This window comes from Lentzea sp. NPDC051208 (assembly GCF_040682435.1).
Taxonomy (GTDB): domain Bacteria; phylum Actinomycetota; class Actinomycetes; order Mycobacteriales; family Pseudonocardiaceae; genus Lentzea; species Lentzea kristufekii.
In genome coordinates, this window is sequence record NZ_JBFBAW010000001.1 from 928,130 (window position 1) to 948,342 (window position 20,213).

At 69.9% G+C, this 20,213-nt stretch carries 23 protein-coding genes; 7 read left to right on the top strand and 16 right to left on the bottom strand.

Going from position 1 to position 20,213, the window contains the following annotated elements:
- Positions 1-10 precede the first annotated feature (10 nt).
- On the top strand, positions 11-1,240 hold the full coding sequence (locus AB0M48_RS03935; protein WP_363835788.1) for an MFS transporter: 1,230 nt from the start codon (positions 11-13) through the stop codon (positions 1,238-1,240).
- Here AB0M48_RS03935 and AB0M48_RS03940 read toward each other — a convergent pair.
- Complete coding sequence (locus AB0M48_RS03940; RefSeq protein ID WP_363835789.1) at positions 1,209-1,865, bottom strand: hypothetical protein; 657 nt, start codon at positions 1,863-1,865, stop codon at positions 1,209-1,211. The two genes, AB0M48_RS03935 and AB0M48_RS03940, sit on opposite strands and share 32 nt — an antisense overlap.
- A gap of 54 nt (positions 1,866-1,919) precedes the next feature.
- Here AB0M48_RS03940 and AB0M48_RS03945 point away from each other — a divergent pair, with 54 nt between their 5' ends.
- Positions 1,920-2,387, top strand: a complete 468-nt coding sequence (locus tag AB0M48_RS03945) for a hypothetical protein (protein WP_363835790.1) — start codon at positions 1,920-1,922, stop codon at positions 2,385-2,387.
- 43 nt (positions 2,388-2,430) lie between these two features.
- On the opposite strand, the gene argG is transcribed toward AB0M48_RS03945, so the two are convergent.
- Both argG and AB0M48_RS03955 read right to left on the bottom strand, forming a co-directional pair.
- Complete coding sequence (gene argG / locus AB0M48_RS03950) at positions 2,431-3,876, bottom strand: argininosuccinate synthase (RefSeq protein ID WP_363835791.1); 1,446 nt, start codon at positions 3,874-3,876, stop codon at positions 2,431-2,433.
- Between the two features lie 106 nt (positions 3,877-3,982).
- The gene (locus tag AB0M48_RS03955; RefSeq protein WP_363835792.1) at positions 3,983-4,462 is read right to left on the bottom strand and encodes a hypothetical protein; all 480 of its coding nucleotides are present in this window, start codon (positions 4,460-4,462) and stop codon (positions 3,983-3,985) included.
- A 77-nt stretch (positions 4,463-4,539) separates the two neighbouring features.
- On the opposite strand from AB0M48_RS03955, the gene AB0M48_RS03960 reads away from it, so the two are divergent.
- The gene (locus AB0M48_RS03960) at positions 4,540-5,361 is read left to right on the top strand and encodes a siderophore-interacting protein (protein ID WP_363835793.1); all 822 of its coding nucleotides are present in this window, start codon (positions 4,540-4,542) and stop codon (positions 5,359-5,361) included.
- Here AB0M48_RS03960 and AB0M48_RS03965 read toward each other — a convergent pair.
- Both AB0M48_RS03965 and AB0M48_RS03970 read right to left on the bottom strand, forming a co-directional pair.
- Positions 5,347-5,952, bottom strand: a complete 606-nt coding sequence (locus AB0M48_RS03965; RefSeq protein ID WP_363835794.1) for a hypothetical protein — start codon at positions 5,950-5,952, stop codon at positions 5,347-5,349. The genes AB0M48_RS03960 and AB0M48_RS03965 overlap by 15 nt on opposite strands.
- On the bottom strand, positions 5,949-7,502 hold the full coding sequence (locus tag AB0M48_RS03970; protein WP_363835795.1) for an amidohydrolase: 1,554 nt from the start codon (positions 7,500-7,502) through the stop codon (positions 5,949-5,951). The genes AB0M48_RS03965 and AB0M48_RS03970 overlap by 4 nt, the downstream gene beginning before the upstream one ends.
- Before the next feature lie 307 nt (positions 7,503-7,809).
- On the opposite strand from AB0M48_RS03970, the gene AB0M48_RS03975 reads away from it, so the two are divergent.
- Complete coding sequence (locus AB0M48_RS03975; protein WP_363835796.1) at positions 7,810-8,559, top strand: NPP1 family protein; 750 nt, start codon at positions 7,810-7,812, stop codon at positions 8,557-8,559.
- Between the two features lie 16 nt (positions 8,560-8,575).
- Here AB0M48_RS03975 and AB0M48_RS03980 read toward each other — a convergent pair whose 3' ends face one another.
- A complete protein-coding gene (locus AB0M48_RS03980; protein ID WP_363835797.1) occupies positions 8,576-9,247 on the bottom strand; it encodes a TetR/AcrR family transcriptional regulator in 672 nt (223 codons plus the stop codon).
- Positions 9,248-9,340: 93 nt separating this feature from the next.
- On the opposite strand from AB0M48_RS03980, the gene AB0M48_RS03985 reads away from it, so the two are divergent.
- Both AB0M48_RS03985 and AB0M48_RS03990 read left to right on the top strand, forming a co-directional pair.
- Positions 9,341-10,066: an SDR family oxidoreductase gene (locus AB0M48_RS03985; RefSeq protein ID WP_363835798.1), complete on the top strand. Its 726-nt coding sequence runs from the start codon at positions 9,341-9,343 to the stop codon at positions 10,064-10,066.
- Positions 10,066-10,938 (top strand): SDR family oxidoreductase, encoded by an 873-nt coding sequence (locus AB0M48_RS03990; RefSeq protein WP_363835799.1) that lies wholly within the window; start codon positions 10,066-10,068, stop codon positions 10,936-10,938. Before AB0M48_RS03985 ends, AB0M48_RS03990 begins: the two co-directional genes overlap by 1 nt.
- On the opposite strand, the gene AB0M48_RS03995 is transcribed toward AB0M48_RS03990, so the two are convergent.
- From AB0M48_RS03995 to AB0M48_RS04035, 9 genes are all read right to left on the bottom strand, one after another.
- Positions 10,931-11,650: a polysaccharide deacetylase family protein gene (locus AB0M48_RS03995; protein WP_363835800.1), complete on the bottom strand. Its 720-nt coding sequence runs from the start codon at positions 11,648-11,650 to the stop codon at positions 10,931-10,933. The two genes, AB0M48_RS03990 and AB0M48_RS03995, sit on opposite strands and share 8 nt — an antisense overlap.
- 485 nt (positions 11,651-12,135) lie before the next feature.
- On the bottom strand, positions 12,136-12,633 hold the full coding sequence (gene msrA / locus AB0M48_RS04000) for a peptide-methionine (S)-S-oxide reductase MsrA (protein WP_266033744.1): 498 nt from the start codon (positions 12,631-12,633) through the stop codon (positions 12,136-12,138).
- A 23-nt stretch (positions 12,634-12,656) separates the two neighbouring features.
- Positions 12,657-13,796, bottom strand: coding sequence for an AI-2E family transporter (locus AB0M48_RS04005; RefSeq protein ID WP_363835801.1), 1,140 nt, complete (start codon positions 13,794-13,796; stop codon positions 12,657-12,659).
- A gap of 159 nt (positions 13,797-13,955) precedes the next feature.
- A complete protein-coding gene (locus tag AB0M48_RS04010; RefSeq protein ID WP_363835802.1) occupies positions 13,956-15,122 on the bottom strand; it encodes an FAD-dependent oxidoreductase in 1,167 nt (388 codons plus the stop codon).
- 49 nt (positions 15,123-15,171) lie between these two features.
- Positions 15,172-15,729, bottom strand: a complete 558-nt coding sequence (locus AB0M48_RS04015) for a TetR/AcrR family transcriptional regulator (protein ID WP_363835803.1) — start codon at positions 15,727-15,729, stop codon at positions 15,172-15,174.
- A 9-nt stretch (positions 15,730-15,738) separates the two neighbouring features.
- Positions 15,739-16,167 carry an SRPBCC domain-containing protein gene (locus AB0M48_RS04020; RefSeq protein ID WP_363835805.1) on the bottom strand — a complete coding sequence of 143 codons (429 nt, stop codon included), beginning with the start codon at positions 16,165-16,167 and terminating at the stop codon, positions 15,739-15,741.
- Between the two features lie 110 nt (positions 16,168-16,277).
- Positions 16,278-17,351 carry a CU044_5270 family protein gene (locus AB0M48_RS04025; RefSeq protein ID WP_363835806.1) on the bottom strand — a complete coding sequence of 358 codons (1,074 nt, stop codon included), beginning with the start codon at positions 17,349-17,351 and terminating at the stop codon, positions 16,278-16,280.
- Positions 17,344-17,934, bottom strand: coding sequence for an RNA polymerase sigma factor (locus AB0M48_RS04030; protein ID WP_363835807.1), 591 nt, complete (start codon positions 17,932-17,934; stop codon positions 17,344-17,346). Before AB0M48_RS04030 ends, AB0M48_RS04025 begins: the two co-directional genes overlap by 8 nt.
- Positions 17,935-18,004: 70 nt before the next feature.
- Positions 18,005-18,571, bottom strand: a complete 567-nt coding sequence (locus AB0M48_RS04035; protein WP_363835808.1) for a GNAT family protein — start codon at positions 18,569-18,571, stop codon at positions 18,005-18,007.
- Positions 18,572-18,628: 57 nt separating this feature from the next.
- Between AB0M48_RS04035 and lexA the strand changes: the two genes are divergently transcribed.
- A complete protein-coding gene (lexA, locus tag AB0M48_RS04040; RefSeq protein ID WP_363835809.1) occupies positions 18,629-19,288 on the top strand; it encodes a transcriptional repressor LexA in 660 nt (219 codons plus the stop codon).
- A gap of 26 nt (positions 19,289-19,314) precedes the next feature.
- Here lexA and AB0M48_RS04045 read toward each other — a convergent pair whose 3' ends face one another.
- Positions 19,315-20,208 (bottom strand): LysR family transcriptional regulator, encoded by an 894-nt coding sequence (locus tag AB0M48_RS04045; RefSeq protein ID WP_363835810.1) that lies wholly within the window; start codon positions 20,206-20,208, stop codon positions 19,315-19,317.
- Between the last annotated feature and the right edge of the window lie 5 nt (positions 20,209-20,213).

Genomic DNA, 20,213 nt, shown 5'->3' on the forward strand with positions numbered 1-20,213 from the left:
ACGTGGTGGCATGTCGTTGCTCCTCGATTCGCCGGCCACCGAGCGCCCCGCCGCCAGCGTGCGGCACGCGCGCGGTTTCTGGGCCGTCGCCGGCACGTTCCTCGTCGCGATGGCGTACTCGACCGTCCCCGCGCCGCTGTTCCCGCTCTACGTCGCCCGCGAGGGCTTCTCGACGTTCGCGATCACCATCGTGTTCGCCGCCTTCGCCGTCGGTGTGGTGATCAGCCTCGTGCTGGCGGGGCACGTCTCGGACTGGGCCGGCCGCAAGACCGTCCTCATCCCCGCGCTGGGCCTGGAGATCGTCTCCGCGCTGCTCTTCCTGACCAGCACGTCGCTGCCGGTCCTGATCGTCGCCCGCGTGGTCAACGGCCTGGGCGTCGGCATGATCGCCGCGACCGCCACCGCGTACCTCTACGACCTGCACGCCCGGCACCGTCCCGGTGCCTCCCCACGCCGGTTCGAGATCGTGTCGACCGCCGCGAACATCGGCGGCCTCGGCGTCGGCGCACTGGTCGCGGGCGTGCTCGCGCAGTACGCGCCCTCACCGCTGAGCACCCCGTACGTCGTGCTGGCCGTGCTGCTCGTGGTGAGCATCGCCGCGGTCGCCCTCACGCCGGAAACAGTGGTGCGCAAGCAGGTCCCGTACCGTCCACAACGGATCAGCGCCGATCACGGCGACCGCACGGGCTATTTCGCCGCGGCACTGGGGGCGTTCGCCGCGTTCGCGGTGTTCGGTGTGTTCACGTCCGTCTCGCCGGGCTTCGTGGCGGGCGAGCTGCACCACCCGTCGCGCCTGCTGGCCGGGCTCGTGGTGTTCCTCGTGTTCGGTGGCGCGGCGCTCGCGCAGACCGTGACCGGTGGACTCACTCCGACCGCGAAGCGCACGCTCGGTCTGGGCGGACAGGCTCTCGGCATCCTGCTCGTCGTCGCCGGGATGTCCGCGACGAGCTTCCCGTTGTTCCTCGCCGGTGGCGCGATCGCGGGCGTGGGCGCGGGCGTGCAGTTCAAGGCGTCGATCGGCGCGGTCTCCTCGATGGCAGCACCGGAGAAGCGCGGGGAGGCGTTGGCGACGCTGTTCTTCATCGCCTATCTCGGCCTGAGCGTGCCGTCGCTGTCGATCGGGCTGGCGACGCGGTTCCTCGCCCCGACGACGGTGATGACGTGGTTCGCCGGTTTCCTGCTGGTGCTGCTGGCGGGCGTGGCTGCGCTCAGTCGACGTGCACTTCGATCGGGTGCCTGACGTCCTCGGTGCACGTGAGGACGTTCAGGTTGCCCTCGCGGCCGAACACCCACTCCACGTCGTCGCCGGACGGTTCGTGGGTCGCGAGCGACAGCGTCTGACGTTGTGCCGCACCGCATTCCGGGCACTTGAACTCAACAGGACCGCTCTGCCACCACGGCGTCCAGCCGCCGATCTTCGTGCCACCGGAGATCTTCGACTCGTGCTCGGTGAACCGGATCGGCTCGAGCACGTTGACCGTGGGGACGTAGTCCTCCTCCTGCACCGACGGCTCGGGCTCCTCCTCGACCAGCTCGAACACCGTCGTGGAGTCGCGCCACACCAGCCGCACGTCCGGGCCGTAGGCGTGCGGGAGGTCGTGGTGCAGCGTGCAGAGGAACACCTGGAGCACATCGGCGCCGTCCGGGAACGGCAGCTCCGGGAAGTCGCGCCGGTAGAGCTGCACGGCGCCGACGAACGGCTCGGCGCCGCTCGCGGGGTCGTGGGCGGTGCCGTCGCACACGGGCCACGGCTCGTCGATCGGCCACAGCATCGGGCCACCGATGTGGCTGTCGGCGTCCGTCGGGTCGCCTTCGAGCGGGTTCAGCAGCACGGCGGGCCTGGCCCGCTCAGCCTCGGTCGACACGAGCCGGAAGACTAGCGGGGTAACGACAACGAGCCCGGCACCGACCCCGCAGGCATGAGGTTCTCGATCACAGCCGTGCTCCTCGCCGTCCTCGCGGCGGGCTGCACCCCGGAAGTCACCGGGTCCGGTTCCCGTTCGGACTCCGAGTCGCCCACCACTCCGACGACCACGACGACTCAGCCGGCGACCACCACCACGTCCGCCGCGGCCACCGCCCTGAACGGGGTGCCGCCCGAGCAGTACGAGAGCCTGCCCTCGCGGTACTGCGACAAGCTGTTCCTCGGAGCCCTCAGCAAGCCGATGCTGGCCGTCGTGGTGGAGACCCCGAAGGGCAGGCTGAACTGCGACCAGGCCGGGGCGGTGCTGTTCGACTACTACGCCGAACGCCTGGAGCCGAAGACCGGACTGCCACCGATCAAGATCGGATCGATGTCGTGCAACCAGGTCGCTGAAGGACTCCTGCCCCAGGTCGTGTGCGCCGACGAGGACAACGTCATCTACTCGATGTGGCCGCAGACCTGACGCCGGCAGGGGTGGGCGGGCCGACCCCGCCCACCCCGTGCCGTCAGTCCGTGCCGAACTCCATGGCCGCCGCGTCGAGCAGCTCGTCGGCCTCCGAGACCTCACCGCGCGAGGCGATGGCCTCCGCGCCGCCGTCCGGCACGTCGCCGATCAGCTGGGTCGGCTCCGGCTGGGCCGAGATGAGCGCCGACTGGCGGGTGCCGACCATGCCGAGGCTCGCGAAGAGCTCCAGCTTGGCGCGCGAGTCCGCGATGTCGAGGTTGCGCATGGTCAGCTGGCCGATGCGGTCGACCGGGCCGAACGCCGAGTCCTCGGTGCGCTCCATCGACAGCTTGTCCGGGTGGTAGCTGAACGCCGGGCCGGACGTGTCGAGGATCGAGTAGTCGTCGCCCCTGCGCAGCCGCAGCGTGACCTCGCCGGTGACCGCGGCGCCGACCCAGCGCTGCAGCGACTCGCGCAGCATCAGCGACTGCGGGTCGAGCCAGCGGCCCTCGTACAGCAACCTGCCGAGCTTGCGGCCCTCGTTGTGGTACGCCGCGACGGTGTCCTCGTTGTGGATGGCGTTCACGAGGCGGTCGTAGGCGATGAAGAGCAACGCCATGCCCGGCGCCTCGTAGATGCCGCGGCTCTTGGCCTCGATGATGCGGTTCTCGATCTGGTCGGACATGCCGAGACCGTGGCGGCCGCCGATGGCGTTGGCCTCCAGCACGAGGTCGACGGCGTCGCCGAACTCCTTGCCGTTGATCGTGACCGGACGGCCCTGGTCGAAGCCGATGGTGACGTCCTCGGTCGCGATCTCGACCGACGGGTCCCAGAACTTGACGCCCATGATCGGCTCGACGATCTCGATGCCCTCGTTGAGCAGTTCGAGCGACTTGGCCTCGTGCGTCGCGCCCCAGATGTTCGCGTCGGTCGAGTACGCCTTCTCCACCGACGAGCGGTAGGGCAGGTCACGCTCCAGCAGCCACTCGGACATCTCCTTGCGGCCGCCGAGCTCCGTCACGAACGCGGCGTCGAGCCACGGCTTGTAGATCCGCAGCGACGGGTTCGCGAGCAGGCCGTAGCGGTAGAACCGCTCGATGTCGTTGCCCTTGTAGGTGGAGCCGTCACCCCAAATCTGCACGTCGTCGTCGAGCATGGCGCGCACGAGCATGGTGCCCGTGACGGCCCGCCCGAGCGGCGTCGTGTTGAAGTACGCGCGGCCACCGGACCGGATGTGGAACGCGCCGCAGGCCAGCGCCGCGAGACCTTCCTCGACGAGCGCGGAACGGCAGTCGACGAGACGCGCGATCTCGGCACCGTACGTGCCCGCGCGACCGGGGACGGTCTCGATCTCGGGCTCGTCGTACTGGCCGATGTCCGCGGTGTACGTGCAGGGCACAGCGCCCTTCTCACGCATCCACGCGACCGCGACGGAGGTGTCGAGACCACCTGAGAAGGCGATGCCGACGCGTTCGCCGGCCGGAAGTGAAGTGAGCACCTTGGACACGTAGGTAATTATGCACGACAATGTATGGACATGCACGCCGGGGTGGCTGTTAGTTCTGCCTCACGCGCGTTCTCGCTGGCAGTGAGGCTTTATCAGCCTGCCGCGACTAGGCCCGATCCAGCTCGTCGGCCTTGTCCTGCATCCGCCGGAAGCCGCCCTCGCGCTCAGCCGCGCGCACCGCTGTGATGGCCGCGTACAGGTGCGCACCCGCGTACGGATCCTCTGCTTTGCGCTCGTAGACCTCACCGAGCGTGGCGTTGTACATGGCGTGCGACATCGCCGCGAGCATCGCGCGCGTACGTGACACCATCCCCTTGGGCGCGGCGGCGTCGATGATCGGGGTGACCCGCTCCCACACCTCGTCCGGCGGGCCGGGCGGGTAGAGCTGGTTGAGCGCCAGCAGGCCGTTCTCCAGCGCGCCCATCACCAGCCAGACCTCATCCCGGTCCTGCCGCAGCAGCCGCTCGACGCGCTCGGCGTCCCGCTCGTGGTAGGCGATGGCGAGCCGCAGGCCGGTGGCCTGGCTGCGGTTCTTGCTCGCGGGCTCTTCGAACCACCATTGTTGTTGCGCGGTCCTGGGGAACATGTCCGCAGTGTGCGCTCTCGATCTCGATTTCGCCCAAGGGTTTAGGTAAGCCTAACCAAACGTGTACGTTGCGAAGCATGTCGCGTTACTCCGCCTTCGACCGGTTCACCCTCAAGGCCGCCACCAAGGCCGCCGAGATGATGATGGCCCCGGCGAACCGCCGCGAGGTCTTCGACCAGTTCGTCATGACCGTCACGGCGGTGACCGAGCTCAGTGACCACATGCGCCGCATCACCTTCCACGCGCCGGAGTTCGCGTCGTTCGCGGTGACCGGCCCCGACGAGTACTTCGGCCTGCTGATGGCGACCGGCCGCGAGCTCGTCATGCCGGCCGACGACCGCATCAACGTCCACAGTTCGTTGCGCGCGATGCCGGAGGACACGCGACCGGACCTGCGCTGGTACACGGTCCGCGCGCACCGGCCGGAGCTGGCCGAGATCGACGTCGACTTCGTCGTGCACGGCGACGCCGGCCCCGGCACGCGGTGGGCCCGGCGCGCGATCGCGGGCGACAAGGCCGGGTTCCGCGCGGGCGGCTCCGCCTACCGGCCGCCCGCCGGCGGGTCCGTGCTGCTCGTGGCCGACGAGACCGCGCTGCCCGCCCTAGCGGCGATCCTCGAGGCCGAGACGCGGCCGGTGCAGGTGTTCGCCGAGGTGCCGGACGAGTCCTACCGGGTCGACCTCGAGGCGGAGTGGGTGCTGCGCGGCGACGCCGAGCCGGGATCCGCCGTGCTGAAGGCGATCCAGGACAAGACGCTGTCCACTGTGGAGTACGCGTGGGCGTGCGGCGAGTCGGCGCTCGCGACCGGGGTGCGCCGGCACCTGGTCAAGGACCGCGGGGTGGACCGCAAGGCGATCATGTTCAGCGGGTACTGGAAGGTCGGCTCAGCCCGCATGTGAGACGCCGCTGAGCCACAACGTCCTCGTCACCACCGGATCGGACGGCGCGATGCCGTACCGGTGCTCGTACACGGCGATCACGATCCGCCCGACGTCCTCGGCGGCGGCCGGGGTCTGGGCGAAGTAGTCGGCGGCCATCAGCAGCATCGGGTGGCCGGCGCTGCCCTCGGGCGGCAGGTAGCCGCGGACGGGCAGCAGCACGGCGCCGAGGCGGCGGTAGAACGCGATGCGGCGGTGCCGGATCCGTTCCTCCGCCGGGCCGATACCGGGCTGGGCCGGGTCTTCCACGTCGTAGACGATCCGGGTGTGGCCGGCACCGGTCATCGCCACGCGCAGGTGCGTCCAGAGGTGTTCGCCGAGGCCCTGACCCTTCTCCCCCACGGTGAAGTAGCGCAGGTACACCCAGCCGGTGCCGCCGAGGATCCGCACCACGGCGAACCCCAACGGTCGGGAGTCCATCAAGACGAATGCGGTGTCGGCCAGCAGGTCGTCGAACGGCGCGCGCAGGTGCGGTGCGAAGCCGTCGAAGTAGATCTGTCGTACGTCAGCGAGTTCGTCCGGCGTGAGCGTCGAAGCGGCGACGAGCTTCATCGGAACCGTCCCCCCACCATGGTGCGCAGCACCTCGATGTCCTTGATCCGACCGGCTGTCGCCGGGTTGTCCGAGAGCACGACGAGGTCCGCGAGCTTGCCCGCGGTCAGCGTGCCCTTGAGATGTTCCTGTTTGGAGGCGTACGCGGATCCGCAGGTGAAGGCGCGCAACGCTTCCAGGCCCGTCACCGCCTCGCCCGGACTGAAGGGCGTGCCCGACGACGTGCGCTGCTCGACCATGTCGTGCATGCCCAGCAACGGGGCGCCGCGCACGACCGGGCGGTCGGAGCTGCCGGGGACGATCATGCCCGCGTCGAGCAAGGAGCGTTGGCGGTACGCCCACGCGGCGCGGTCCGGGCCCAGCGCTCGCAGCATGCCGTCGCCGATCTCGTTCACGAAACGGCCCTGGGGCACGGCGATCACGCCCAGGGCGACGGCGCGCTCGACCTGGTCGGGGCGGGCGACGCCGAAGTGTTCGACGCGGTGACGGACGTCCGGGCGCGGATCGAGGCGCTGGGCCTCCTCGACCGCGTCCAGGACCAGGTCGATGGCCGCGTCGCCGATCGCGTGCGTGGCGACGCGCCAGCCGCCCCGGTGGGCGGCGACGATCCGCTCCCGCAACGCGTCCGGGGTGTCCTGCAGGTAGCCGCGATTGCCCGGGGTGTCGGCGAAGTCGTGGCACAGGGCGGCGGTGTGGCCGATCAGCGAGCCGTCGGAGAAGATCTTGACCGGGCCGATCCGCAGCCAGTCGTCGCCGAAGCCGGTGCGGATGCCCAGGTCGAGCCCCAGGCCCAGTTCGGTCACGGGGTGCAGGGCGTCGGCGGCGATCATGAGCTCGACGCGGACGTGCAGCCTGCCCTGCTCGCGGGCGCGCTGGTAGGCCTCGAGTTCCACCGGGGACTTGCCGATCCAGCCGCCGCCGATGCCCGCCTCGACGCAACTCGTGATGCCCTCGCTCAGGTACACGCGGCCGGCCCGGTCGATCGCGTCGGCCAGCGTGTCCACCGGGTAGGGCAGCACGAGCGGGTTCACCAGTTGCTGGGCCTGTTCCTGCAGCAGGCCCGTCGGCCGGCCGTGGTCGGTGACCACGAGTCCGCCGGTCACCTCGACCGGCCTCTCCGAGATCCCCAGTTCCTTCAGCACGGGCGTGTTGACGACGCACATGTGGCCGGACGCGTGCTTGATCCACACCTTGCGGCCGCGGGCGACGCGGTCCAGGCCGTCCCGCGTCGGATGGCCGCCGCACTTGTTCTGGTCGTAGCCGAAGCCGACCACCCACTCACCGTCCGGCGCGGCCTCGACCGCCGCGTACAGGGCGTCCAGGCTCGTCACCGCGCAGTCCACTTCGGACAGCGTGAGACCGAACCACGCCATGTGGTTGTGGGCGTCGTGGAAGCCCGGCGTGACGGTGGCTCCGCCGAGGTCGACCACCTCGTGCGCCGGCACCTCCTCCAGCGCCACGATCCGGTCGCCGAGCACCGCGAGAGCGGATGCCGGGCCGTCCAGCGTCACGAACTCGGCGTTCGTGAGAAGCAGGTCCGCCTTGATCATGTGAGCCCCTCGAAAGCCACGCGGTGCCAGGTGAACGTTCGTCGATCAAACCCGACCACGGGGTGAGGACGCACGGTTACGCCGAAGTGGAGCCCGCGTTGCGGGACTTGGTCGCGCGGCCGACCGCACACAGCCCGACCTGCGGTGACGGGATCACGGCCCGCAGGCGTGATCGATTCCGTTCCGGGGCTGTGAAATTCCCGGTACGGCAAAGATTCGGCCAACCACCTAGACGTGAAGGCAGTTCATGTACCACCTTCTGCCTCGCAAGCCTCTCCGCTCTCCCCTGCTCCCCGGAGGCCTGAAGTTGAGGAAGAAACTCCTGTCCGCGCTCGCCGGCGCCCTGCTGATCACGGCACTGTTCCCCGGCATCGCACTCGCTGACCCGCCCCGGGCCATCCCCGCCAACCACGAGGCGGCCGACGGCAAGTGGCAGCCGGCGTTCGACTACGACGGTGACGGCTGCTACCCCACCCCGGCGATCTCGCCGACCGGCGACATCGCGCCGGGCCTGAAGAACTCGGGCGCCCTGAACGGCAACTGCCACGACAGGTCCGACCTGGACAACACCAACTCCTACAGCCGTTCCAAGTGCAACAACGGCTGGTGCGCCTACCTCTACGACCTGTACTTCGAGAAGGACCAGGCCGTTCCGCTGATCGACTGCTGCGGTCACCGCCACGACATCGAGCACGTGGTCGTCTGGGTGCAGAACGACGTGGCCCAGTACGTCTCGACGTCGGAGCACGGCAAGTACAAGACGCACCCGCGCGCCAACGTGCAGTGGGAAGGCACCCACCCGAAGATCATCTACCACAAGGACGGTGCCAGCACGCACTGCTTCCGCCTCGCGGGTGCGGGCGAGCAGGCGGAGAACCACTACGGGGTCTACCAGTACCCCGGCCTCGTCAGCTGGGACCGCTTCCCGGCCGGCGTGCGCGACAAGCTCGTGAACGCGAACTTCGGCAGCGCGTCCCTGGCGATCAAGGACAGCGCGTTCAACCACAACCTGAGCATCTCGAAGCCGGCCGGGATCGCGTTCGACCCGTACGCCTGACCTTCGGGTCGCGCGGCTACTTCGCGACCCGATCGAGCCACTCGGCCAGGAGGGCCCGTTCCGCTGGAGACAGCATCAGGGGCGGGTCCTCCGCCAGTGCCACCCTCAGCGCGATCGCCCGGCTCGGGATGTCCGTCGGCGCGTCCGGTGCGACGTCCGTCGTGATCGCCCTGATGACGTTCTCGCGTGAGAACGTGATGAGCCCCAGATCGCGCTCCTCCTCCGGCGTCGCGAGCAACGCCAGCACCACGCCCATGCCCGCCGCGTGCACGAACTGCGCCGCCTGCTCGACCGGGACCGTCAGGCGGCCCGCCGCCGCGATGCGGCTGATGATCTCGCGGAGCATCGCGTCCGCCTCCAGCCGCGCCGCACGCTTGCGCGGCTCGCCGTACATCAGCAGGTAGAACGCGGGCCGCGCCAGGCCGAAGCCGATGTGCAGGTCCCACCCGCTGCGCAGGTCGTCCACGGGGTCGTCGCCCACACCCATCGCGTGCTTGCTCGCGAGGTAGCCGGAGAAACCGAACCCCGCCACGGCGTCGAGCAGCCCCTCCTTGTCGCCGAACAGCCGGTACAGCGTCGGCGCCTGCACTCCCGCGGCCGCGGCGACCGCGCGCGTGGAGACCGCTTCCTTGCCGCCCTTGACGAGCAGGTCGGCCGCGGCTCTCACCAGACGCTCCCTCGTGTCCATGTATCAACGATAACACATCAGTGGTAGCGCTGATTTGATATCGGTGCTACGTTCTTCTGGGTAGCGACGGAAACAGCAGCTAGGAGCACTGACATGACTCGCGTTGCGATCGTCACCGGCGGATCGAGGGGCATCGGGCGGGCAGCCGCCGAACGCCTCGCCGCCGAGGGAACGGCCGTTGTCATCGTGTACGCCGGCAACAAGAGCGCCGCTGACGAGACCGTGGAGAAGATCAGGTCGAACGGCGGTCAGGCCGTCGCCGCGCGGGCCGACGTCGGCGACGAGGAGGCCGTCACCGCCGCCTTCGAGCTGGCCGGGGAGACCTTCGGCGGCGTCGACGTCGTGGTGAACTCGGCGGGCATCATGCCGCTCGGCACCGTGGCGGACATGGACCTCGACACGTTCGACCGCATCATGCGCACCAACGCCCGCGGCACGTTCATCGTGAACCAGCAGGCCGCCCGCAGGCTTCGCGACGGTGGCGCGATCATCAACATCTCGTCGTCCGTGGTGGGCCTGCGCTTCCCCCAGTACGGGGCCTACGCCATGTCCAAGGGCGGCGTCGAGGCGCTGACCCTGATCCTCGCCCGTGAGCTGCGCGGCCGCGACATCACCGTGAACACCGTCGCCCCCGGCCCCACGGCCACCGACCTGTTCCTCGACGGCAAGGACCAGGCGACCATCGACACCCTCGCGAAGCAGCCGCCGCTGGAACGTCTCGGCGAGACCGGCGACATCGCGGAGGTCATCTCGTTCCTGGCCGGTCCCGCGCGCTGGATCAACGGCCAGACCATCCGCGCGAACGGAGGCATCATCTGATGGGCGAGGTCATCGTCGTCACGGGAGCGTCCAGCGGCTTCGGCGCACTGACGGTCCGCAGGCTCGCTCTCGCCGGCCACACGGTGTACGCGGGCATGAGGGAAACCCTCGGGCGCAACGCCACCGCCGTCGCGGACCTGAAGGCCTTCGGGGCCGAGAACAAGGCCGACGTGCACGCCGTCGAACTCGACGTGCAGTCGCAGGAGTCCGCGGACACCGCGATCAGCTCGATCATCTCGGAGCAGGGCCGCCTGGACGTGGTCGTCCACAACGCGGGCCACATGGTCACCGGCCCGGCCGAGGCCTTCACGCCGGAGCAGTACGCCGACCTGTACGACGTCAACGTCCTGGGCACCCAGCGCGTGAACCGCGCCGCCCTGCCGCACCTGCGACGCCAGCGGTCCGGTCACGTCGTGTGGGTCGGATCGAGCTCGACGCGCGGCGGCACTCCCCCGTACCTGGCCCCGTACTTCGCGGCCAAGGCGGCGATGGACGCGGTCGCCGTCTCCTACCGCGCCGAACTGCTGCGGTTCGGCATCGAGACCACGGTCGTCGTGCCGGGCGCGTTCACGCACGGCACCAACCACTTCGCACACAGCGGCACGCCCGCCGACACCGCACGCGCCTCGGAGTACGAAGAGCTCTACCCCGGCCTGATGGACCAGGTGGGCAGTCGCCTCGCGGAGCTGGAGCCGTCGTGGGCGGACGTCGGTGCCGTGGCCGACGCGATCGTGGACGTGGTCGCCGCCGCGAAACCGCCGTTCCGGGTGCACGTCGACCCGTCCTCCGACGGTGCGGAGGTCGTGAACGCGGTGGCGGACCGGGTGCGCGGCGAGTTCCTGCGCCGGGTGGAACTGGCCGATCTCATCTAGTGGCGAGGAGCGCGGACACGGTGAGGAACCGGTAACCGCGCTCTTTGAGCCCGGTGATGACGGGCCTGAGCGCCTGCCGGGTCTGCTCTCTCGCCGCGTACATGGGGTGCAGCAGGATGATCGAGCCCGGCTTGGTCCGCGCCAGGGTCTGCTGGGCGATCTCCTGCGCGGTGGGCGTGCCCTCGGAGTCCGGTTCGACGTCCCACATGACCGTCGTGCGGCCGTGTTGCTTCAGGTAGTGCGGCAGAGCGAAGAGCTTCTTGCCGTTGGGCGGGCGGAAGTGGATTTCGCCGCTGTAGCCGGTCCTGCGGATCTGGGCGTCGGTGTCCTCGACCTCCCTGGCCACCGTGCTCGGCAGAACGCCGATCATGCGCTGGTGGTTGTAGGTGTGGTTGCCGATCTCGTGCTTCGCGTCCGCGATCCGCCTGCCGAGCTCGGGATGCTTCTCGAGGTCGCGGCCCATGAGGAAGAACGTGGCCGGGACGTCCTCGGCTTCGAGCACGTCCAGGACCTGCTGGGCGCCGGCGGGATCCGGCCCGTCGTCGAAGGTGAGGGCGACCACCTTCTCGCCGGTCTCGACGCGGTCGACCAGGTCACCGAAGAACTGGAACGTGCGGGCGCTGCTGACGTTCCACAGGGCGATCGCGGCGACGAGCACCAGGATGAGGCTGGCCGCCGTGATGATCGTCGGCTTGCGCCGCAACCACTTCATGCGTCCACTATGGCCGCAGTGGATCTCCCGGTGCGCAGCACCCCGCCGTCCAGCGGCACGCACCGGATTCCGCCCTTGCCCCGAAGCGGTTTGAAAGCGCCACATGATCCGGAATCGCGCCACTCGCGCGCGAAATAGGCAGCCCCCACCCACCACCGGGGGCACGGCCCTGCTCCAGCCTATCGGGCCACGAGCCCGAGGCGCCGCCGTCCGGCGATCTGTGGACAACTCGCCGCCGCATCAGCCGATCGAGGGCGGGTCGCGCGGTCTGCGTCGATCGGCACGGCCGAGGCCTGGCGAACCGCGTGGACGGGCAACGTGCCGACCACCGATCAGACCGGGCCGGGTGAAGCACCGTGGCAGCGAGAACCGGTGCCACGACGAAATGAGGGCCGTCCGCACGGACGGCCCTCGAAATGAGGGCCGTCCGCACGGACGGCCCTCATCAGCTGGCGCGCTTCAGGTGAGCAGCGCGACGATCTCGATCAACGCTCGCCGAGCTGCCACTCCGGCCGCACGTAGTGGCACGTGTAGCCGTTCGGGTAGCGCTCCAGGTAGTCCTGGTGCTCGGGCTCGGCCAGCCAGAAGTCCGACTCCTGGGTGACCTCGGTGACGACCTTGCCGGGCCACTTGCCGGAGGCGTCGACCGCGGCGATCGTCTCCTCCGCGATCTTCTTCTGGGTGTCGTCGGTGTAGAAGATCGCCGAGCGGTAGCCGGCGCCGATGTCGTTGCCCTGGCGGTTGCGGGTCGACGGGTCGTGGATCTGGAAGAAGAACTCCAGGACCTGCCGGTAGCTGAGCTGCTCGGGGTCGAACACGATCTCGATGGCCTCGGCGTGGTTGCCGTGGTTGCGGTACGTGGCGTTCGGCGTGCTGGGGTCGCCGGTGTAACCGACGCGCGTGGAGACGACGCCGGGGTGGCGGCGGAACAGGTCCTGCATGCCCCAGAAACAGCCGCCCGCGAGAACAGCCTTCTCCGTCACAGTGTCACTCCTCTTCTCGGTGTTCACTCAGGAGAACGTTCGGTCTCCCCTGGTTCATCCCCGTCAGGTTGTGACGTAACCATTACGGACCTCGCCTCGATGACTTCGCCCAGGTAGCGCATCACGACGGCCACGGCGGCGGCGACCGGCACGGAGAAGAACGCCCCCGCGATGCCGTAGAGCGACGTGCCGGCCGTGACGACGAGCAGGACGACCGCCGCGTGCAGGCGCAGGCTGCGCGACTGCAGGATGGGCTGCAGCACGTTGCCCTCGACCTGCTGCACCACGATGACGATGATCAGCATGATGATGGCCGTGGTCAGGCCGTTGCTGACGAGCGCGACGAGCACGGCCAGCGCACCGGCGATGAACGCGCCGATGATCGGGACGAAGCCGCCGAGGAACGTCAGCGCGGCCAGCGGCACCGCCAGCGGCACGCCCAGGACGAGCAGGCCCACCCCGATGAACACCGCGTCGATCAGCGACACGACTGCCTGGCTGCGGATGAAGCTGCCGAGCGTGACCCAGACCCGCTCCAGCACCGTCGTGACGTGCCCGCCGGCGCGCTCACCGATCAGCCCGCGCACCCACGGCGTGAACCGCATGCCGTCCTTGACGAAGAAGAAGGCCAGCAGCAACGCCACGACCCCGGTCACCAGGCCCGACGTCACCGCGCCCGCCCCGGTCAGCAGTCCGCCGGCGATCGACCCGATGCTGGACTTGATCTGCTCGACGCCCTGCGAGATGAGCCGGTCGAGATCCGTGTCGCGCAGGTTGAACGGTGGCCCGGCGGCCCAGTCCTGCAGCTGCGTGACGGCCTTCTGCGCGCTCTGCGCGATCTCCGGCACACCGGACGCGATCGACGTCGAGATCGCCGCGATGACTCCGCCCAGCACGCCGAGCCCGACGACCAGCACGATCGTCGCCGCCAGGGCCGAGTTGAGGCCCTTCGACATCATCCACCGCGCCGGCGGCCACAGCACCGTCGTGATCAGCAGTGCGAGCAGCACGGGCATGACGACCACCCAGAGCTTCCCGACCAGCCAGAAGACCATCCAGAAGCCCAGCGCGGCCAGCGCCGCCCGCAGACTCCACCGCGCGAGCCAGCTCACGCCGTGCCCGATGGCCTCACCCTTGTCCGCCCACCTGCGATCCCGTTCCACGCCCACAGTCTGTCGTTACCCACCCCGAACGGGTGGCAGACATGCCGTTTCGTTAGCTGCGCACCCGCAAGGTGTCCTCCTCCGCCGCGTCTGCGACGCGCATCGGGTCGATCCCCGTGCCGTCCATCTCCACCCCGGACCGCTTGGCGGAGGTGCTGGTCAACCGCGAGGCGCGCTGACGAGCACGCCGTCGACGTCCGGCGTGACCGAACCGCGGATCAGGTTCCGCACGACGGGCAGGCCGGAGAGCCGGAAAGCCATGTCGCGCAACGAGATCCGCCACGCGGACGAGGGCGCCATCCAGCCGATGAACCGCCGTCCGAACTCCTGGGTGTGCTCCACGGCGGGCTTCATCCGGCTCTGATAGCGCTCGAAGGCGCCATCGGCACCAGCGGCAAGCTCTTCCGCCAGCACGCAGGCGCCGGTCATCGCGAGCGAAGCCCCGTGGCCGGCGAACAGCGAGACCGCCCCGCACGCGTCGCCCACGAGCACGACCTTGCCGCGATGCCACGACGGCATGTCCACTTGGGACACTTCGTCGTAGTAGACGTCCTGCGGCACCACGGAGAGCAGCGAGGGCGCGACCCAGCCGAGGTCACCGAACCGCTCGCGCAGCGCCGAAGCCGGATCAGCGGGCAGCTCGGAAGAAGCGGACCGGTAGAGCATCAACGCGGCCATCGACCCGTCCCGCACGGCGTAGCAGCCGATCATCCTGTGCGGCACGGTCAGCATCTGGTAGCGATGACCGATCCGGGCACTCAACTCCACGTCCCGGAATGAGAACGCCGCTGTGTGATGCCCCAGATAACGCACGAAGGACGACGACGGCCCGAACACCAGCTCTCGCACCCGCGAGTGCACCCCGTCAGCCCCCACGACCAGGTCGAACTCGACCGAGGACCCGTCCGCGAACGTCACCCGCCCGTCATCTACAGACGAAACCGTTGTGCCGTAGCGGATCGAAGCGCGCAGGTCGTCACGGACCACCGAGGCCAGGTGGCCGCGCAACAGGCTGATCACCCCGTCCGCCACCGCCTCGTAGGCGGCGGTGGAGATCTCGGCGCGCCGGCGCCCCGAGGAGTCCACGCTCGTCACCGACGAGATCGGCGCCCGCCGCGCCTCCAGTGCCGGCAGCAGGCCCATCCGCCGCGCGACCTCGTGACCAGGCCCGAAGAAATCGATCATGTAGCCGCCCGCGCGGAACGACGGCGCCTTCTCCACCACCGAGACGTCCCATCCGGCGCGCTCCAGCCACCACGCGGAGGTGAGCCCGGCGATCCCAGCTCCGACGATCAGCGCACGTTGTTGGGCGCTCGACTTAGGCATATGCCCAATCTAGCACCACGGGTGCGATCAGCGACTGATGCCGCGCTGGTCAGCCCGCGACGAGACGCTGAAACGGACCCGCGACCACGCGGAAGTCGACTGACGCGTCCAACGCGCGGTGCAGCACCAACCCGTCGATGGCCGCGCCCAGCAACAACGCCACCGCGTCGGCGTCCTGAACGCCCGCGCCGCGCAACCACTCGGCGACCCGCGCCCGGAAGTCCGCGACCAGCGCCGAGAGCCCCGCCCGCAGCTCGGGCAACCGGTGCGCGGCCAGGAACGCCTCGGCCAGCAGCAACGACTCGGGATCCGTGCCCGTAAAGCGGGACAGGTCCTCGAAGATCCGCTCGACACCCTCGGCCGGCGACACCGCCTCCAGCGCCTGCGCCGACTCGGCCAGCACTCGCGAGGCGAACTGCAGCGCGGCCGCCGACAGCAGCTCCGGCACCGACGAGAAGTGGTAGTGCACGAGCGCCGCGTTGACGCCCGCCCGTTCGGCGACCAGCCGTGTGGTCACCGCACCCCAGCCGACCTCGCCCACGAGCTGGGCGGCGGCGTCGATCAGTTGCTCACGGGTGCGGCGACCGCGGTCGGCTGATTTGGGCACGTGCTCAACTTAGCTTTCGGCCTTCTTCGTGAACGCCTCCAGCACCTCGCCCCAACCGCCCGTGTTGTCCTGCAGTGCCTTCGCGCGCAGCTCCTCCGAGCCTGCGAGCTGCGAGAACCCGCTCTCCACGACCTTGAGCCGAGTCGCCGCGCCCTCGGGCGTGAGGGTGAACTCGACCAGCGTCGTGTTGTCCGCGCTCAGCTCCTGCCCGCCGAAGGCACTGGCCCAGCGGTAGGCCACGTACGTCTGCGGCGTCACGGTCTCGACCCTGACCGGGAAGTCGCCGTACTGCTCGTTCTTGCAGAGGGTCGTCTCTCCTTCGACCGCGGTGCCGGACGGCTGGGTGGCCACCCAGAACCCCGGCTCGGTCACCAGCTGCCAGACCCGTGCCAACGGTGCTTCGATCAGGGTCTCGCGTTCGATCCGGTCCACGCTCACGACAACTCCCAGGTCCGCCAATAAGTGCAACCCCAGAGTTGCACATCCCCCCGAGGATGCGCAACCCCAGGGTTGCATGTCTCTCCCGCGCCCCGAACGCGGGAGAAGGTCTAGGGGCGCCCGCCCAGCGAGTTCACCACCGCGGAGGTCACCGCGTAGGAGTCGCGGACGGTGCCCTTCTCCAGACCGCCCTCGTCCTCGGGCAGGTCCTCGGCGACGGTCGACCGGCCACCGATGAAGTCGCCGTTCGCCGGGTCGATGATGATCTCGCTGAAGTCGTCGCCCTGCTTGACGCCGAGCGCGACGCCTTCCTTGCCGTCGAGGTTGGCCTTCTTGTCCGTGACGACCAGCCCCGGCACCAGCGCGACCGCCCGGAAGATGTTCGCCCGCACGTCGGCGGGGTACACGCCCGACTGCAGAGCCGCGCGAGCCGACGCCAGCACGCCCGAGTCACCGGTCCCGTTCTCGGCCTCGAGCCTGGCGTAGAGCTCCTTCGGGTCCTTCGGCAACGACGCGATGAACTCCGGCGTGGGGCTGTGGAGCGAGCCGGCGGTGCACCGGTCCGGCTGCCCCTCGGCGAAGTAGGAGTAGTTGCCGCACTTGGCGCGGAACTCCTGGCCGTCCTTGAACGACGTACCGGCGTCCGGACGGCCGTCACCCTCGTGTCCGTCCAGCCACTTCACGGAGTTGATCTTGTTCCGGAACAGCCACTCGTCGCGGCGGTCGGCGGGAATCCACTGCTCCTGGACCAGGTCGGTGGTCGAGGCCTGCCCGGAACCGAGCTCCACGGTGATGCCCTCGGAGCGGGTGCGCACGTAGCGGAACTGGCCGGGCGCGAGAGGCCGTTCGACCACGCGGGAGGCCAGGTCGGCGGCCTTGGTCAGCTCCTCGGCGGCGCTCACCGGGTTGCTGCCGACGCCGGTGAGGTCGACGGTCGACGCGGCCAGGCCACCGCCGGTCAGCACGGCCACGGCGGCCGCGGCGGCGAGCCAGCGGGTACGGCGACGCGGCCGGGTCTCCGTGCCGGCGGCGATCGGCCCGGCCACCTCGGCGCGTGCTTTGAGAGCAACGGCCAGGGCGTTCCTCCCCGCGGCCACGTCGAACTGGACGGGCTCGTCACCGGCCCGCGAGAGGGCGGCGTCGAGCACTCGGTCGAGGGTCTCGGGCTTGGTGGGTTCAGACATGGCTGTCCTCGGTGAAGTCGTGGGCGGTTGCGGCGAGGCGGGTGCGCAGTCGTGCCCGGCCGCGGTGCAGGCGGGTGCGCACGGTGGCCACCGGGACGTCGAGCGCCACGGCGATCTCGGCGGGCGTGAAGTCCGCCCACGCGTGCAACAGCAGCACTTCGCGTTCCTCGACGCGCAGTTCGGCGAGCCAGGAGGTGAGCGGTCCGGCAAGCACGTCGGCGTCCGCCACGGCGCTCACCCGGTCGCCGATGTCGGCCTCGTCGGTGCGGGCCGCGTGCTCCTTGCTCCACGCCCGCAGCTTGCGTTCCTCGGCACGCACGTGGCCGCGCAACAGGTTCGTCGCCACCCCGTAGAGCCACGCCCGCACGGCGTCGGCGTCGTAGGCCTGCCCGGCGCGCTGGTCCCAGAGCACCAGGAACGCCTCCGACACCACGTCCTGCGCGGTGTCGGGACCGACCCGCCTGGCCACGTAGCGGTGCAACCGCTCGGCCGTCGATTCGTAGAGCTCCAGCAGCGCGGCCTCGTCCAGCAAGGCCGGCGCCACTTCTGGTGTCAGCGCCACGGGCGCCGCTTCGGTTCGCACAGACCTACCTGGCCGCAGGGCCCAGGAGCGTTCCCGACGTGTGCTCACCGCCACATCGTGGGGCAGCCGGTCAGATCTCGCGCGGGTACGGGTGCCGGGCGGCGAACTCGGCCGCGGTCATCCCGAACAGCACCACGTCGTGGTGGCGGCCGGCGAAGAACTCGTGGTCGCGCAGCCTGCCCTCCTCGGTGAAGCCGAGCTTGCGGTGCAACGCGATCGAGGCGTCGTTGAACTCCCAGACGCTGGCCTCGCACTTGTGGAACCGCCGCTCGCCGAACATGAAGTTCAGCAGCAGCCGCACGGCTTCCGTCGCGTAGCCGCGTCCTTTGTGCCCGGTGCCGATCGCGATCCCGTACATGAACCGGCCCGCGCGGTGGTCGATCTCGCTGGTCGTCATCATCCCGGCCAGCACCCCGCCGGCGAGCGACTCGACGGCGAGCACCACCCTGTCGTCCTCCGGCTTCCTCAGCGCGGTCGCCTGCGCCCACTCCCTTTGGGCGGCAGCGGATCGCGGCGGATGGACCCGATCAGCGCGCCGCATGTCGTCCGTGTTCTCGTCGAACCGCTGGAACGCGTCCCAGTCCTCCGGTTCGACGCCGCGCAGCCGGACGAGTTCTCCTACCCAGGCAGAGGTCATCGCATGATCGAACGACCACCCGATCGTGTCTGGCAAGCGCATTACTACTATCGACCGATGACCGCCTACGACGATCTCGAGCTCGACACGACGGTGCTGCCGGAGCGCCAGCAGGCGATCCTGGTCGCCATCCGCGACTGGGTCGTCGAGCACGGCTACTCCCCCAGCACGCGCGAGATCGGCGAGGCCGTCGGCCTGAAGTCGTCCTCCAGCGTCTCCCGGCACCTTGCGGCGTTGGAGGACAAGGGTTTCCTCAAGCGCGGCGGCTCGGTGACGCGGCCGATGGACGTGCGGGTCTTCCTGAGCGGTGCGCCGATGGCGCCGGGGACGCTCTCCGGGGACTCGATCTCGGTGCCGGTCGTCGGTGACATCGCCGCCGGTGCGCCCATCTCCGCCGTCGAGCACGTGGACGAGGTGCTGCACCTGCCGCGCGGCCTGGTCGGCCGGGGCAGCAACGTGTTCGCGCTGCGCGTGCGCGGCGACTCGATGATCGACGCCGCGATCTGCGACGGCGACACGGTCGTGGTGCGGCAGACGCACGAGGCGTACAACGGGCAGATCGTCGCCGCGATGATCGAGGAGGAGGCGACGGTCAAGGTGTACCAGCGCAAGGGCGGCCACGTGTACCTGGAGCCGCGCAACGCCGACTACCCCGTGATCGACGGCGACAAGGCCGTCATCCTCGGCATCGTCGTGTCGGTGCTCAGGAGCGTCTGATCTTTGGTCCACTGAGGACTGATCGCTCAGAGGACACCCCAGTCGCGTGACCGCAGGTGCTCGGCGACGGCGTCGGTGGCCGGCGTGGTCGTGCCGCGGGTGACGACGTAGAGGGTGTTGAGCGGGGGCACCTCCGGGTGGTGCAGCTGCTCGACGGAACCGGCGGCGAGCGCGGGTTCGGCGAGGTAGCGCGGCAGGGCGGACACGCCCGCCCCGGCGATCACCGCGGCCAGCACGGCGCGCAGGTCGGGCACGGTGACGGCGACGGTGTTCGCCGGGCGCGTGCCGAACTCGCTGCGCCAGTAGCGGCGGATGATCGGCAGGTCGCCGTCGTAGGCCACGAGCGGCAGGTGTTCGAGGGCTCGCGCGGGGTCCGTGGCCAGCACGTCCTGGTCCACAGTCCTGGCCAGCAGGGGTGGCCCGACCAGCAGGAACTCCTCGTCGGTGACCGGTGTGGCGGTGAATCCCGCAGCGGGGCGCACCGAGGACAGCACCACGTCGAGCTTCGCGGCCCGGAGTGCGGCGAGCAGATCGCCGGCCAGGCCGAACGTCACCTCGAACCGAAGGCCCCTGCGGGTCAGCGGGGCGAGTGCGGGCAGGCCGCGCACGGTCATGAACTCGGCCGCTCCCCCGATCCGGACCGCGCCTTCGAGGGTTCCGCCGGGGTCGAGCGCGGTGCGGAGCTGGTCGACGTGCTGGCCGACGCGGCGAGCGAGGTCGTCGGCGCGGGGTGTGGGTGTGACACCTCGGCTGCCCCGTACGAACAGCGGTTCGCCGAGCTCCTTCTCCAGCTTGGCGAGCTGGCCGCTGACCGCGGGCTGGGTGAGCCCCCGCCTGGTGGCCGCGCTGGTGAGCGAGCCGCCCCGGTAGATCTCCAGGAACGTCGCCAGCAGATCCAGGTCCGTCAACTTCGCAGCCATAAGTC

Excerpts from the sequence above, each read along its gene's own strand:
- AB0M48_RS03970 (WP_363835795.1), bottom strand. The coding sequence starts at position 7,502 with ATGATCAAGGCGGACCTGCTTCTCACGAACGCCGAGTTCGTGACGCTG.
- AB0M48_RS03955 (WP_363835792.1), bottom strand. The coding sequence starts at position 4,462 with ATGTTCCCCAGGACCGCGCAACAACAATGGTGGTTCGAAGAGCCCGCG.
- AB0M48_RS03990 (WP_363835799.1), top strand. The coding sequence starts at position 10,066 with ATGGGCGAGGTCATCGTCGTCACGGGAGCGTCCAGCGGCTTCGGCGCA.
- AB0M48_RS03985 (WP_363835798.1), top strand. The coding sequence starts at position 9,341 with ATGACTCGCGTTGCGATCGTCACCGGCGGATCGAGGGGCATCGGGCGG.
- AB0M48_RS04045 (WP_363835810.1), bottom strand. The coding sequence starts at position 20,208 with ATGGCTGCGAAGTTGACGGACCTGGATCTGCTGGCGACGTTCCTGGAG.
- AB0M48_RS03980 (WP_363835797.1), bottom strand. The coding sequence starts at position 9,247 with ATGGACACGAGGGAGCGTCTGGTGAGAGCCGCGGCCGACCTGCTCGTC.
- AB0M48_RS03945 (WP_363835790.1), top strand. The coding sequence starts at position 1,920 with ATGAGGTTCTCGATCACAGCCGTGCTCCTCGCCGTCCTCGCGGCGGGC.
- lexA (WP_363835809.1), top strand. The coding sequence starts at position 18,629 with ATGACCGCCTACGACGATCTCGAGCTCGACACGACGGTGCTGCCGGAG.
- AB0M48_RS03935 (WP_363835788.1), top strand. The coding sequence starts at position 11 with ATGTCGTTGCTCCTCGATTCGCCGGCCACCGAGCGCCCCGCCGCCAGC.
- AB0M48_RS04010 (WP_363835802.1), bottom strand. The coding sequence starts at position 15,122 with ATGCCTAAGTCGAGCGCCCAACAACGTGCGCTGATCGTCGGAGCTGGG.
- AB0M48_RS04025 (WP_363835806.1), bottom strand. The coding sequence starts at position 17,351 with ATGTCTGAACCCACCAAGCCCGAGACCCTCGACCGAGTGCTCGACGCC.
- AB0M48_RS03995 (WP_363835800.1), bottom strand. The coding sequence starts at position 11,650 with ATGAAGTGGTTGCGGCGCAAGCCGACGATCATCACGGCGGCCAGCCTC.
- AB0M48_RS03960 (WP_363835793.1), top strand. The coding sequence starts at position 4,540 with ATGTCGCGTTACTCCGCCTTCGACCGGTTCACCCTCAAGGCCGCCACC.
- AB0M48_RS04035 (WP_363835808.1), bottom strand. The coding sequence starts at position 18,571 with ATGACCTCTGCCTGGGTAGGAGAACTCGTCCGGCTGCGCGGCGTCGAA.
- AB0M48_RS03965 (WP_363835794.1), bottom strand. The coding sequence starts at position 5,952 with ATGAAGCTCGTCGCCGCTTCGACGCTCACGCCGGACGAACTCGCTGAC.